The organism is Pedobacter segetis, assembly GCF_016623585.1.
GTDB classification, from domain to species: Bacteria; Bacteroidota; Bacteroidia; order Sphingobacteriales; family Sphingobacteriaceae; genus Pseudopedobacter; species Pseudopedobacter segetis.
In genome coordinates, this window is sequence record NZ_JAEHFY010000016.1 from 15,070 (window position 1) to 29,371 (window position 14,302).

The 14,302-nt window shown below is 36.6% G+C and carries 10 protein-coding genes; all 10 read left to right on the forward strand.

Going from position 1 to position 14,302, the window contains the following annotated elements; all coding sequences use genetic code 11:
* The first annotated feature begins 205 nt into the window (after positions 1-205).
* The 10 genes from I5M32_RS11845 (at position 206) to I5M32_RS11890 (ending at position 14,284) form a co-directional block, all read left to right on the forward strand.
* On the forward strand, positions 206-3,646 hold the full coding sequence (locus I5M32_RS11845; protein WP_200586588.1) for a TonB-dependent receptor: 3,441 nt from the start codon (positions 206-208) through the stop codon (positions 3,644-3,646).
* Positions 3,647-3,669: 23 nt separating this feature from the next.
* On the forward strand, positions 3,670-5,136 hold the full coding sequence (locus I5M32_RS11850) for a RagB/SusD family nutrient uptake outer membrane protein (RefSeq protein ID WP_200586591.1): 1,467 nt from the start codon (positions 3,670-3,672) through the stop codon (positions 5,134-5,136).
* A gap of 75 nt (positions 5,137-5,211) precedes the next feature.
* Complete coding sequence (locus tag I5M32_RS11855; RefSeq protein ID WP_200586593.1) at positions 5,212-6,543, forward strand: DUF4832 domain-containing protein; 1,332 nt, start codon at positions 5,212-5,214, stop codon at positions 6,541-6,543.
* A 37-nt stretch (positions 6,544-6,580) separates the two neighbouring features.
* Positions 6,581-7,438 carry a PKD domain-containing protein gene (locus tag I5M32_RS11860; RefSeq protein ID WP_200586597.1) on the forward strand — a complete coding sequence of 286 codons (858 nt, stop codon included), beginning with the start codon at positions 6,581-6,583 and terminating at the stop codon, positions 7,436-7,438.
* A gap of 119 nt (positions 7,439-7,557) precedes the next feature.
* Positions 7,558-8,709 carry a hypothetical protein gene (locus I5M32_RS11865; RefSeq protein ID WP_200586598.1) on the forward strand — a complete coding sequence of 384 codons (1,152 nt, stop codon included), beginning with the start codon at positions 7,558-7,560 and terminating at the stop codon, positions 8,707-8,709.
* Positions 8,710-8,809: 100 nt separating this feature from the next.
* A complete protein-coding gene (locus I5M32_RS11870) occupies positions 8,810-10,384 on the forward strand; it encodes a right-handed parallel beta-helix repeat-containing protein (protein WP_200586600.1) in 1,575 nt (524 codons plus the stop codon).
* 20 nt (positions 10,385-10,404) lie between these two features.
* A complete protein-coding gene (locus I5M32_RS11875) occupies positions 10,405-11,901 on the forward strand; it encodes a DUF4832 domain-containing protein (protein ID WP_200586602.1) in 1,497 nt (498 codons plus the stop codon).
* On the forward strand, positions 11,901-13,019 hold the full coding sequence (locus tag I5M32_RS11880; RefSeq protein ID WP_200586604.1) for an acyltransferase family protein: 1,119 nt from the start codon (positions 11,901-11,903) through the stop codon (positions 13,017-13,019). Before I5M32_RS11875 ends, I5M32_RS11880 begins: the two co-directional genes overlap by 1 nt.
* A 137-nt stretch (positions 13,020-13,156) precedes the next feature.
* Positions 13,157-13,708 (forward strand): DUF6252 family protein, encoded by a 552-nt coding sequence (locus I5M32_RS11885; RefSeq protein ID WP_200586606.1) that lies wholly within the window; start codon positions 13,157-13,159, stop codon positions 13,706-13,708.
* A 27-nt stretch (positions 13,709-13,735) separates the two neighbouring features.
* Positions 13,736-14,284, forward strand: coding sequence for a DUF6252 family protein (locus I5M32_RS11890; RefSeq protein WP_200586608.1), 549 nt, complete (start codon positions 13,736-13,738; stop codon positions 14,282-14,284).
* The last annotated feature ends 18 nt before the right edge of the window (positions 14,285-14,302 follow it).

Sequence of the window (14,302 nt, forward strand, 5' to 3'; positions counted from 1 at the left end):
AGAAATCGAAGAAAGCCCTTAACCTAGAAAATAAAAAAACTGAAATCTTGGCGGCAACCAAAATTCCAGTTAAAACTCAGGTTATCGAAAAAATTTGTCTCAAAAAACTAAATATTTACGAATTAAACCCATTCAAATGTATAAAATTTATACGCAAAAAGATTTATGTGTCTATCGTGGCCACATAAAAAAAATCATTTTGGTCATGAAAATTACGATCATCATTCTATTAAGCTCGCTTATACAAGCGCATGCAGCTGTGAGTTTTGCTCAAAACATTACTTTATCCAAGAAGAACGCACCTCTTGAGAAAGTATTGAAAGAAATCAAAAGCCAGAGCGGTTATAGTTTTCTTTATAACGACGATGCTTTAAGAACATCTAACAGCGTAACCGTAGATTTTTCTAATCTCACGCTTAAAGATGCTTTAGATAAGCTGTTTCTTTCCCAACCATTATCCTATACTATTAAAGATAAAACAGTGGTGATCATGCCTAAGGAAACCCCTTTTGCTGATCATCTAGATAAAATATTTTCTGTGGTTAAAATTGATGGGAAAGTAGTTGATGAAAATGGTCAGCCTTTGCCGGGGGTTGGTATAAAGCTCAAAGGTTCATCAATAGGTACTCTTTCTAATGTAAACGGTGAGTTTTCTATTACGGTTCCTGATGGGAACGGAACTTTAATTTTCTCTTTTATTGGATACGCAACTCAAGAAGTTCCTTTGGCGGGAAAAACAAAATTACAGATCAGTCTTAAGCCTATTACAGGTGGCCTTGATGAAGTTGTGGTAATTGGCTATGGTAGCGTTAAAAAAAGAGATTTAACCGGGGCGGTTTCATCTGTTAAAGCCGAGGATTTGGTAATGTCATCCGGGCCAGAGATTGGGAGCATGTTAAAAGGTAAAGTTGCTGGTTTAACAATCAGGCAAAATAGCGCACAACCAGGCGGCGGTTTTGATATTTTGGTACGTGGTGCTGGATCGGTACAGGCCAGTAACCAACCCTTATACGTGGTAGATGGCTTTCCCATAACTGATATACAGCAACCAGCACTAAATAGCAGGTACCAAACAGGTACGCAAAGTCCTTTAAATTCATTTAACCCAAATGATATTGAATCTATTGAAGTATTAAAAGATGCGAGTGCAACATCAATTTATGGTGCAAGGGCCGCTAATGGTGTAATTTTGATCACCACTAAAAAAGGGAAAGAAGGAAAACCAAGTGTTAACTACTCTAATAACTTTTCGTTCCAAAAATTTAATGAAAACACGTTTGATGTTTTGCCTTTAAATGAATGGATGCAGGTTAGAAATGCTGCAGGACAAGAACAGTGGGATTTTGAAAACAAAGTTGCCCCTTATGGCTTTAGCACAAGAGATGAAGTAATAGCTAATGGCGTACAACCTTACAGAAACCAGTTTACTCAAAATGCTATAAATAATGTAGGCAGAGGAACAGATTGGTTAAGCTTAGTGACTAGAAATGGTTCTACTGCTCAACATAATCTTTCAATTTCTGGAGGCTCAAAAGATACCAAGTATCTAATATCTGGGAATTACTATAATCAAGACGGAGTGGTTAAAAACTCGGGTTTTAAGAGATATTCTATAAGAACCAATATAGATCAAGACATCAATAAATATATTAAATTAGGGGTTAATTTAACTGCCAGTAGGATTGATAATTTAAACAGTCAGTTAGGGGGCGATCAATATGAAAACTCTGGTGTAATTAGGGCAGCTATACAACAAGGGCCGCAAATACAAGCCATAGATGAAAATGGAAATTATCCTCTAAACCCTCAATTGGCATTACAGCCCAATCCATATTCTTTACTAACCATTTCTGATCAGGGCAGGGTAGATAGGATGTTGTTAAACTCTTATTTAGATATAACCCCAATTAAAGATTTAACTTTTAAATTGAAAGCAGGTTTGGATAGGGGTGTAACAGATAGAAAAAGTTATATTCCAACAACAACGGTCAACGGTGCTACAGAAAACGGTAGAGCATCAATATCTGATGCTACAACTGACGATTATTTGTTAGAAGCTACCGGTAATTACAACAAAACATTTGCAGGAGAGCATAATTTTAGTTTTTTAGTGGGTGCATCACAACAGAAACTATACAATAGGTTTAATAGTGCAGCAGCTTCGGGTTTTATTACAGATGCTTTTTTATGGAATAATTTAGGTGCAGGTACAAATCAAATTGCGCCTAGCTCAACAGGGTCTGATAATATTTTTGTATCCTATTTTAGTAGGCTTAACTATAATTATAAGAGCAAATATTTATTTACTGCTACTGTACGTACAGATGGTGCTAGTGTTTTCGCAAAGAATCATAAATATGGCACTTTTCCATCTGCCGCCATTGCATGGAATGTTGCAGAGGAACCTTTTTTTAATAAAATTAAGAACACTGTTTCTCAATTGAAACTGCGCTTTAGTTATGGACAAACTGGTAATGCTTCTATTTCTGGAATTGATGGAGGTTCTGGCGCTAATGCTTTTGCCGCCTATGGTGCTTATAACGCCTATCTTTCTGGTAGTGATGTTCCTACAACGGGTGTTTCACTTACTAGATTAGAAAACCCTGATTTGAAATGGGAAACCACAACAGGATCAAACTTTGGTGTTGATTATTCTTTATTCAATGGAAAAGTTGAAGGTTCTTTAGAGATTTATAATAATGTTATATCCGATCTTTTAGATAATAAAATACTTAACTCTTACCAACAGATCAATACCGTTATTGCTAATATAGGTAAAACTAGAAGTAGAGGGTTTGAGTTTAGCGTAACCACCAGGAATATCCAGAAAAAAGATTTTCAATGGAGAACAATGTTCAACATTGCCAGATATAAAGATAATTGGTTAGAAAGAGCACCAGACTTTAAGCCCGCGGTTTATGTAGGTGATAAAGATCCAATCAGAGCAATATACAGTAGGGTTTCTGACGGTATATTACAAATCGGAGAAGCACCGCCAATATCGCAACCTGCATTAATACCAGGTGATATTAAAATAAAAGATATTAATGGTTTTGTTAGAGATGCAGCTGGTAACCCTGTAGTGGATGCCAACGGTAGATTCCAAAGAACAGGTGCGCCGGATGGTATTATTGATGATGCGGACACCAAATTGATGGGAACATCAGACCCGAGCTTTATGGCGGGTATGACCAATATATTAGGATATAAGAACTTTAGTCTGAATTTCGATTTTAATGGTTTGTTTGGTAGAAGTTTTGCCGATCCTAATTTTGTAACCTATGGTGTTGTTGCAGAGCCAGTATATGTACAAGGATATAATGCATTAAGAACCGTAAAAAATAGATGGACACCAACTAATCCCTCTACTACCCAACCTAGTTCTTTCTACGGTAGATCACCTTATGGTAGCGGAGATTTCTTTGTTCAAAAAGCGTGGTTTATAAGGTTACAAAACGTTTCATTAGGATATAATGTACCAACCAAACTGTTGAAGGGGGTTTTCTCTAATGCTCGGATCCATGCCGATGCGCAAAACCTTTTTGTAATTACACCTTATACTGGGGTAGATCCAGAAACAGATTCTTATACAGCGGCTTATCCTTATATAAGAACTTTCACTCTTGGATTAAACTTTACATTTTAATTTAACATTTAAAAGAAACGAAAATGAAAGTATATAAAATATTAATATTATCTGGCGTGTTTGCATTAGGTAGTTGTACCAAAGACTTAAACCCTGTTGATTATGGGGATATCAACACTAGTATTTTTCCTAAATCTGCATCAGATATAGACGCTTTGGTTAATGCAGCTTACTATCCGTTAAGAGGGGCTTACGGTAACGGTATTTTCTCCACCTCAGAAAAAGGGGTGATGTATTTATCAGATGCAACAACTGAAACACTACATGGTGCTTATGGAGACCAGCTATTAGCTACCTTACATAATTTTAATCCGCAAGACTTAGGCTTTACCCATTATTACGATGATTATAATAATAAAATCAGTATGATGACTCAAACCATAGATCTAATAAATAAGTCATCTGTAAGTGAAGAGGTAAAAAGAAAAGCTATTGCCCAAGTACGTTGTGCAAGGGGTTTATTGGCCTATACTTTATTTGATCTTTATGGCCCTTTAGTGGTTGCGCCTTTAGATGTATTAAATAATCCATTAGTAGAAGCACCTTTGGCCAGATTAAGTAATGATGACATGGTAAAATTTATTGAGGATGATCTAACTGCCGCCGATGCAGACCTTCCTTTACCATCAGAAGCAGAGTACGGACGTTTTAGTAAAGGCTTGGCCAAAATGATTTTGATAAGGCTTAACCTCCATGAAAAAAGGTATGATAAGGTTTTAGCATTGGCTAACGATATTATTGGTTATGGCACTTATCAATTAGATCCAAATTATGTTGGGATGTGGGATTTAGAAGGGGCAAAAAACAGTAAAGAAGTAATTTGGGCTATCCCCTGTGATTATGCTGGTACTAGTGAAAATCAATGGCAGCTGATGGTTTTGCCAGCTAACTTCTCTCCAAAAGGAGGTTTTGGAACCATACAAAGTACTTGGTATTTTTATGATTCTTTTGAGCCAACCGATAAAAGAAGAACAATGTTGATTTCTCAATATACCGGTACAGATGGCATTACCTATAACCGCAGCAGCCCGGGAACTTTTTTGAACTATGGTCCATTACCATTAAAAATTAACCAGGATGCTAACCGTACTACTGGTTTAACCACCGTGGATATTATCATGTACCGTTATGCCGATGTATTATTATCAAAAGCAGAAGCTATTGCCAATTTAGCTGGTGCAGGCACACAACCCGCATTAGATTTGGTAAACCAAATTAGAGAAAGGGCTGGTTTAGCCGATAAACAATTGGCAAATTATACCTCTCTGGCAGATTTTAATGATCTGATTTTATTAGAGCGCAGTCATGAGTTTTGGTGCGAGAACGGCCAGTACCGGGCAGATTTAATCAGGATGGGAAAATTTGTTTCTCGTTGCAAGCTGGTAGAAAACTCTGTTTACACCAACGATTCTAAGAAATTATATCCATTTTCATTAACAGCTGTAAGTGAAGGAAAAGGGAAATTTATCCAAAACCCAGGGTATAACTAAAAATCAATTTTAATAATTTACCATAAAACAACGGAAACGATGATAAAGAAAAGCATATATAAAATAGTATTTAGTTTGATTTTAGTTACATGCATAGTCAGTTGTAAAAAAAATAAGGATCCTGGCTCTGGCGAAGTAAAAGGTACCACCTACCTACAATCTAATGAGATTTTTCCGAATCCAGAAAGAGGCTTTATGCACACTTATATCGTTTTTTCTGAAGGTGAATCTTTAAGCTTACCTCTATTACAATCTTTAAGAGCGGCAAACGTATCTATATTTTTAAGGGTTTTCTATTTTGATAAGTTTAAAAGTAGCCCATTAAGCGCTTCGGAATTAAAGCTCATCCAAGATGATTTTGATAAAACAAGAGAAGCGGGCCTAAAAATAATTCTACGTTTTGCTTATAGCGAAACTGGTGATGATGCCCCATTATCTATTGTTAATCAACATTTAGACCAACTTAAGCCATTATTAGAAGCAAATAAAGATGTAATAGCGTTTATGCAAGCAGGTATTATTGGTAATTATGGCGAGTGGCATGATTCATCAAACGGGTTAACTACTCTTGCGAACGAGAAAGCCGTATTGCAGAAAATTTTGAGCGTATTACCGCCGGATTTGATGGTACAGGTAAGAACACCAGCATTTAAGCAACAAATTTTTGACAATACAAGTCCGGTAACAGAAGCAAATGCTTTTTCTGAACAAGGTATTGCCAGGGTAGGGCACCATAACGATTGTTTTTTAACTGGTGGTACAGATTATGGTACTTATACTAATGTTTTGGCCGACAAGCAATACATAAGTAATGATGCTAATTATGTGCCTACCGGTGGGGAAACCTGTGTACCAACTAGTGGTTTTTCGCCAACTTGTGAAATTGCTGATGCAGAAATGAGGTTATTGAAATGGACTTACCTTAATTTAGATTACTATCTGCCAACTATCGCACTTTGGAAAAACAACAACTGCTTTAATACATTCCAAAGAAATCTAGGTTATCGTTTAGCATTTTTAAATACCAATCTGCCAGAACAAGCAGTTAACAACGGGTCTTTAAAACTAGATATCACCATGATAAATAGAGGTTACGCCCCTTATTACAATAAAAAGAATTCTTACATCATTTTAAAAAACAAAACTACCAGCACTTATTATGAATTCCCTTTAACTGTTGATCTAAGGAAATGTAAACCAAATGTTAATGTGGTTATAGATGAAAGCATTACCCTAAGTAATGTGCCAGTTGGTACTTACTCTGTTTATTTAAGAATAGCAGATAAAGCCCCAAATCTTAAACCATTAATGGAATATGCAATAAGATTGGCAAACCCCGATGTTTGGGTAACAGAAAACGGAGGGATGAATAAATTGGCAAAAGACTTACAAGTAGTTGCCCAATAATTAAGAAATAAAATTTTCAAACGTAAAATAAACAGACATGAAAAAAAATATCATTTATTTATTCAGCATCACCATGGTAATGCTGTCTATTGCTTCTTGTAAAAAAGAAGGTTCTGGGAGTGGTATCCAGGCGGTTTTTAGTTATGTTGCCGATGGTTACAAAGTTAACTTTACAAATTTCTCTAGAAACTCTACAGAATACAGTTGGGATTTTGGTGATGGAAGTGGAGAAACATCTGATAAGAAAGCACCTACCCATATTTTTAAAAGTAAAGGAGATTTTTTGGTATCCTTAACTACAAAGAACGGTACAGAGAGTAGCACTTTTATAGATACGGTATCTGTTTTAGGTCCAAATATTAAAATTGATGGTGATTTTACCGATTGGGAATATGTGGATTATACCTATCAAAATCCAGCAGCTACCACTGGTACATTGTTGGCCGTTAAAACTTACGCATCTGCAACAGATATTTATTTTTATGTGGAAGGCACAAAAGATATGCACATGGCATTAATTGATATGTATTTTGATGCCGACAACAATCCTGCGACTGGTTATTTTGTAGGAGCCTATGCTGATGGTTCTGGTGCAGATTATTTAGCCGAAGGACCAGCAACTAAAGATACTGGGGGATCTGTTTTTGAACATACGGGTGCTGTTACAGCATTTACTTTTAACCCTGTTGCAAACATGATAGATGTGATGAAATTTTCTGATATTAAACCGGTAGCTGATAAAAATGTGATAGAGTTTTCCATCAAGAAAAGTTCTATCGGTAACCCTAAAAACTCTATCAACTTTCTTTTATTTGATGAAAATTCTGGTTATGCTGTACAGGGTGCATTACCTGCAAGTCCTGCCAAAAAATTCATCAATGTTAGTTTAAAATAATTTAGTGATAAAATTAAGTTTTAGCTCTTGTATAACTAGGTAAGAGCTAAAACTTAAATAATATCTTAAATAAAAGCGTGTACGAACACAATTTATAAATCAATTTAAAATAAAAAAACATGAAAAAAATTTACACAACAATTTTAGGATTAGCATTAATGCTTGCACTAAACAATGCAGCAAAAGCTGCTATCTCTATTACAATTGACGGAACATTTACAGATTGGGACGGTATCGCATATACCAGTACAGATGGCACAGGAACATTAACAGGCTTAAAAACCTATGCAGATGCAGATTACATTTATATTTACATGGAAGGTACAACTGCATGGACTTTAGAAAGATTTGATTTCTTTTTAAATTCTGATAATAATGCCGCTACAGGTTATATCCAAGGGTCTTACCCTGGTGGTTCTGGTGCAGATTTACTTTTTCAAGGAAATTTAACAAGTGGTACAGTTTTTAATCAATCGGGTGGAAGTGGTTTTTCATGGACCCCATCCGGTGCTACATTTGCAAGTACTATCAACTTTTCTGCACTAACTACGGTTGGTTCTAAAAAGATTATTGAATTTTCAATCAAGAAATCTGAAATTAGCTTAACAACTGGTACGGTAACATTTTCATTTAATGATAGTAATTCTAGTTATGCAACATTAGGTGCATTACCTGGCACCGCTAGTGCTAACCCAACTTACGCTACCGTTCCTTTAACAGGTGGCACACTCCCAGTTTCTTTCTTAACCTTTAATGGTAAAGTAGAAAATGCCGGTGTAAAATTAAATTGGTCAACAGCATCTGAAAAAGATAACGCATATTTTGATGTTGCAAAATCTATAGATGGTAAAAGTTTTTCATCCATTGCTACTGTATCAGGAAGTATAAATTCTGATAGCCAAAAATTTTATAGCTATGTAGATCAAAATGTAACACCGGGTACTGCTTATTATCAATTATCACAATATGATCTTAATGGAAAATCTACCTTGTTAAAAACCATCAGCGTTTCTTCAGATTTATCGGGCTTAACCCTTAACGTAACTAAAAGTTATGGTGCAGATGAAATTTCAGTTTCTATTTATTCCCCATCTAACCAAACATCCACATTTACTTTAACAGATGTTTTGGGCAGAAGATTGGTAACTAAAAAATTGAATCTGGTCTCTGGCAACCAACAATTCAAAATTATGCTTAACAAAGGCACCGGGTTAAATATTGCAACTTTATTTACTACTGAAAAGGTTTTGAGCCAAAAATATATGTTTTAAGCTAAACAACCCGGCATAGCCAATTCAATCTAAATAAATGCTCATCATTAAGTAATCAATTAATCATAAACCATAAATAATCATTAAAATGAAAACGAAAATGAGATTTTTAAAAAAAACCATTGCGTTGGCTGTAGCGGGTTGCGGATTGTTATCTGCTTGTACTAAAACTAATGTAGAGCCCATTCAAGTCTTATCAGAAAATTCGCAAATGAGCTCAAATGCAGTTAATTCTGTATCTTCAATATCTTATTATGTAGCAACAACCGGTAGCGATAGCAATTCAGGTACAATATCCTCACCATTTAAAACCATTCAAAAGGGGTTAGATGTTGCCGGGCCTGGATCTGATATTTATGTAAGAGGCGGTGTTTATAATGAGCGTTTAAATTGGACAAACTCTGGCACCACAAATAACGATGTTGTTTTGCGTAATTATGGAAGTGAAGTTGTTTATCTGGATGGTTCAACAGCTTCCGCACAAGATGCGATGATTATAGTGAATGATAAGAGCAACCTTACCATTAAAGGGATTAACATCAGAAACAATATCAGGGCTTATGCAAAAGGGATTTACGTTTATGGTTCGGGTGCTAACGTTTCTATACAAGACTGTAAACTTTATAACATAGGCTGGTCAACAGATAAAACTATTGTTCCTTCCGGGGCCAATCAGGCAAATCCTTTAGTGGTTGTAGGTACTGGTGCAACAGCTTACAGTAACATTTACATAGCCGGAACAGAGATTTACGATTGCGTTACCGGATATAGCGAATGTTTAACGCTTAACGGAAACATCAACGGTTTCTTGATTGATAATAATAATGTGCATGATAATACCAATATCGGGATTGATGTTGCCGGCCATTATTCCTACACAGGTGCTCCTGCCGCTGTAAACCAAGCCCGTAACGGAACAGTAAGTAATAATACAGTTTCCAATTGTGTCTCTTTAGTGGCTATATCTGCCGGTATCTATGCTGATGGGGCATTTAATATAGACATTGTACGTAATAAATTAACAGGTAATGGTTGCGGTATTTCTTTAGGATGCGAAAACGCGAATAACACTTCTTCTGAGATTGAGGTTAAAGACAATTTCATTTATAACAACCGTACCGCAGGGATTATTATCGGTGCAAATGCTTTTGGCAGTAAAGTAACCGATGCTGTGGTAACCAACAATACCTTCTTTAAAAACTACGCTGTTGGAGGTTACGGGGGCGAGATTCATTTCCAAAACGTGGATGGCCTCACTTTTAAAAATAACATTGTTCAATCGGCAAGTAATGTTGCAGTAATTGCCCTCTCTGGTTATACAAGCACTAACCTTAACATGGATTATAACATGTACTATACGCTTTCCGGCAGCAGTGGTTCCATCACTTTTGATTGGGGAGGAATCAATGGCGGTGGTTATTACAGTTTAACCAATTTTATAGCTGGCACAGGTAAAGATACCCACTCTAATTATTATAATCCTCTGTTTGTAAGCAGCACTTTGCCCAATCCAGATTTACACCTAACCTCTACATCACCGGCAATAAACTCCGGAGACCCGTCTTTTGCAACAGGTATTGGTGAAAAGGATATTGATAACGGAACAAGGTTACTAAACGGTAGGGTAGAAAAGGGGGCGGATGAAGTTTCTTCTGCAAATCCTCCAACCATTTAAGTTAAAATTTGTGAATTAGGATGTTTGATGACAAAAAAATTAAAAAAGTATTTTGTTTAGGTTTGGTTTTTCTGTGCTATGGTGTAGCTATTGCCCAAAACAGGGTAATTAGCTACGCCACCAGTTCAGAAGATTTTCCTAACCCCGAACGCGGCTTTTACTTAGCCTCACACAGTAAACCCGGAGACTTAAAAGAAGATGAGCTCATCAAACTAAGAACCACCAATTCTATTAAAAGCAGTAATGCAAATTATGCAACCTTTATTACCTTAATTTACAAAGGTTATTTATTGACGGAGTTTAGAGATAAACCTATTATTGATGATTTTTTAAATCAGCTTCAATCAGATTTTGATATTACCCGCAAAGCCGGACTGAAAATGATTTTACGCTTTGCCTATACCAACACCAGCCATAAAGGCGATTGTCCTGAAGGTCAAATTTGTCCGCCTTATGGCGATGCGCCAAAAGAAATTGTGCTGAAACACATTGCCCAGCTTAAACCACTTCTACAAAAAAATGCTGATGTAATTGCGGTAATGCAGGAAGGGTTCATTGGCATTTGGGGCGAAAATTATTATACCGATTATTTTGGCGATGCCTCTAAAAATGATTTAGGCTACATGCCAGATAGCAGCTGGAGAGATAGGAACGAAGTATTAAAGGCCTTATTGGATGCTTTGCCTCCCGATAGGATGGTACAGGTTAGAACGCCAAGAATCAAACAGCATTTTGTATATGGTGTGCATGCCCCGCTTAAACCTGCAGAAGCCTTCAGCCAGTCTGATAAAGCCCGGATTGCTTTTCATAATGATTGTTTTTTATCCAGCGAGGATGATTATGGCACTTTTGCCGATTATGGCAGCTCCACTTCTCCAAAGAAACCTGCCAATAAAATTTTAAGAAATTATTTTGAGCAGGATAGTAAATACGTAGCCGTTGGCGGCGAAACCTGCGACGATGCTTTTAGTCCGCAAAACGATTGCGGCCCCAAAGGACATGCCGAAGAAGAAATGGCGGCCATGCATTACAGCTTCTTAAATGTAAGCTATAATAATCTGGTAAATAACGATTGGGAAACCCAGGGCTGCATGACAGCAATTAAGCAGCATTTAGGCTATCGCTTTGTCTTAGAAAAAGCCATCTTGCCAGTCAATCAGCAAATAACAGATTCTTTAAAAATCGATATTCAAATCAACAATCAGGGTTTTGCCTCCCCTTATAATCCCCGGAAGGCAAACATCATTTTACGGAATACCTCTTCTAAAGAAATTTATACAATTGCCCTAAAAACAAATGTCCAAAAATGGTTTTCCGGCACAACTCACATCAATGAAAACATTGCTTTACCCCGGGAAATTAAACCTGGCCAATATGAAATGCTTCTCCATTTACCAGATGTAGCTAAAAGTTTAAATAACCGACCCGAATACAGTATTCGTTTTGCAAATAATCAGGTTTGGGAATCCCAAACAGGATATAACAGCTTAAACCACCTCTTAAAAATCATTAAATAATGGACCACAAATTAAACGAGCCAATAGATAACGGACGCTTACTTTCATTAGATGTGATGCGTGGTTTAATCATGATTTTACTGGCTGGCGAAAGTTGTTTGGTTTATGAATCGCTAAACCATGTAGCGCAAAACACCATTTTTTCTTACCTAACCATTCAGTTTTTCCATCATCCCTGGCATGGGCTACATTTCTGGGATTTGGTACAGCCTGCCTTTATGATGATGGCCGGCTCGGCCATGTACCTTTCTTATCATAGTAAATTAAAAAAAGGCATCAGCTGGTCTGAAAACCTCAAACACATTTTAATCAGGAGCCTGAAACTCTTTTTATTGGGCACCGGCCTGCATTGCGTTTACGCTGACCACCTGGTTTTTGAACTTTGGAATGTGTTAACGCAGTTGGCGTTTACCACCGTCATCGCTTACCTCATTATCAATAAAAGCTTTACTTTTCAGATTGCTTTCTCCATTGTTCTATTGCTGATTACCGAATTTTTATACCGGTACATTCAGGTTCCGGACTTTAGCCAGCCCTTTACAGAGTTCCATAATTTTGGGGCTTACGCCGATACTTTGCTCATGGGAAAAATAAATACCGATGGTTGGGTGGCGATAAATATTATCCCCACGGCGGCACATACGATATGGGGTGTTTTGGCAGCTAAAGTGCTGATGTCTAAAAATGCTTCGCAGAAACCCATCTCCATTTTATTGATGGCAGGAGTAATTTTGTTGGTTTTAGGCTTTAGCCTCGATATCAGCAATATCACCCCCATCATTAAACGCATCAGTACCAGCTCCTTTACCCTGGCATCCGGCGGTTGGGTTATCCTTATTTTAGCCGCTCTTTATTGGTTTTGCGACATCAAAAAATATAACCGGTACGCCTGGGTTTTCGTCAGCATCGGCATGAATGCCATTTTTATTTACCTATTTTTTGAAACCCTGGGTGCACAATGGTTTAATGATGCCGTCCGCATATTTACCCAGGGATTTTTAGGCTTTTTCAATACGCCAAAATCTATGATGGATATTGTAAATGCCTTTGTGGTGCTGTTTTTAGAATGGTATATGTGCTTTTGGCTTTATCAGCGGAAAGCTTTTATTAAAATATAAGGGTTTGATTGTAAAGCCCGGTAATGCGTCTATTAAACTTCAGGTTGCTGTTATCACCATACCTGACATTGATAAAACACCTGCACCTGGTACGGTGATAAAACCGACCAAAGGGTCAAAATTAAAACTTCATCAACATGAAAACACAAAAATTAAAATTTCAGAAATCAATCTTCTTTCTTCTTGTTTTAAGCTTTCTGTTCACCACAGGCATGAAATGTAAAAAAGAAAACAATTTGGACCCGGATGGCTTGCCAAAAGCCACACAAACAGGCGCTAATGTATTTGCATGTAAAGTGAACGGGGAAAATTGGATTTCTTCGAAAAGTATCTATGATATTGGAGGAAGTATTAGACATGATACATTAGTAGTAAGCGGCTCTAATCCATCGGGAGAAACTTTTTTTGAGACATATATAATTAGGATTAACAAATTCAGTAACAAAAAAAATCAATACCAGCTTATCGATACAATTAATTATGCGGAGTATGCTACCAATAAAAATTGTTTTAAAATATCTCAAGGCTATGGTGTAGGTTCGGCTAAATCAACGGATGGCCAAATAATTTTCACAAAAGTCGATACCCAGAAGAAAATCTTATCCGGCACCTTCTGGTTTAATATCCCAACTGATTATTGCGACACGCTACACATTACCGATGGCCGCTTCGATATCAGATATTATTAATGTCAGAAAAACTAAAACTTCATCAACATGAAAACACAAAAATTAAAATTTCAGAAATCAATCTTCTTTCTTCTTATTTTAAGCTTTCTGCTTACCACAGGTATGAAATGTAAAAAAGAAAACAATTTGGACCCGGATGGCTTGCCAAAAGCCACACAAACAGGTGCTAATGTATTTGCATGTAAAGTGAACGGGGAAAATTGGATAGCTGAAAATGACAGCTATCACTTAAGTGCTGTTTTCAAACATGATACTTTAAATTTAAAGGGGGCACTAAAGTCAAAGTTTGAAGATTTTTATATTAAAATCTTTAATACCGAAATAAAAGAAGGCGTTAAGTATCATCTTGATGATTCACAAAATTCTTATGCTTATTATTTAACAAATCAAAACTGCTTTAGTGACGTTTCTGGTTATGGTGTAGGCTCCGCTAAATCCTTAGATGGTCAGGTTATTTTCACTAAAGTTGACAACATAAAAAAAATCTTATCCGGCACCTTCTGGTTTAATATACCTACCGACAAATGTGGGGAATTGAAGATTACCAACGGTCGTTTCGATATCAGATATTATTAATGTCAGAAAAACTAAAAC

Bases quoted from the DNA above. Each gene is read 5' to 3' on its own strand.
- I5M32_RS11865 (WP_200586598.1), top strand. From the start codon at position 7,558: ATGAAAAAAATTTACACAACAATTTTAGGATTAGCATTAATGCTTGCA.
- I5M32_RS11845 (WP_200586588.1), top strand. From the start codon at position 206: ATGAAAATTACGATCATCATTCTATTAAGCTCGCTTATACAAGCGCAT.
- I5M32_RS11860 (WP_200586597.1), top strand. From the start codon at position 6,581: ATGAAAAAAAATATCATTTATTTATTCAGCATCACCATGGTAATGCTG.
- I5M32_RS11880 (WP_200586604.1), top strand. From the start codon at position 11,901: ATGGACCACAAATTAAACGAGCCAATAGATAACGGACGCTTACTTTCA.
- I5M32_RS11870 (WP_200586600.1), top strand. From the start codon at position 8,810: ATGAGATTTTTAAAAAAAACCATTGCGTTGGCTGTAGCGGGTTGCGGA.
- I5M32_RS11875 (WP_200586602.1), top strand. From the start codon at position 10,405: ATGTTTGATGACAAAAAAATTAAAAAAGTATTTTGTTTAGGTTTGGTT.
- I5M32_RS11850 (WP_200586591.1), top strand. From the start codon at position 3,670: ATGAAAGTATATAAAATATTAATATTATCTGGCGTGTTTGCATTAGGT.
- I5M32_RS11890 (WP_200586608.1), top strand. From the start codon at position 13,736: ATGAAAACACAAAAATTAAAATTTCAGAAATCAATCTTCTTTCTTCTT.
- I5M32_RS11885 (WP_200586606.1), top strand. From the start codon at position 13,157: ATGAAAACACAAAAATTAAAATTTCAGAAATCAATCTTCTTTCTTCTT.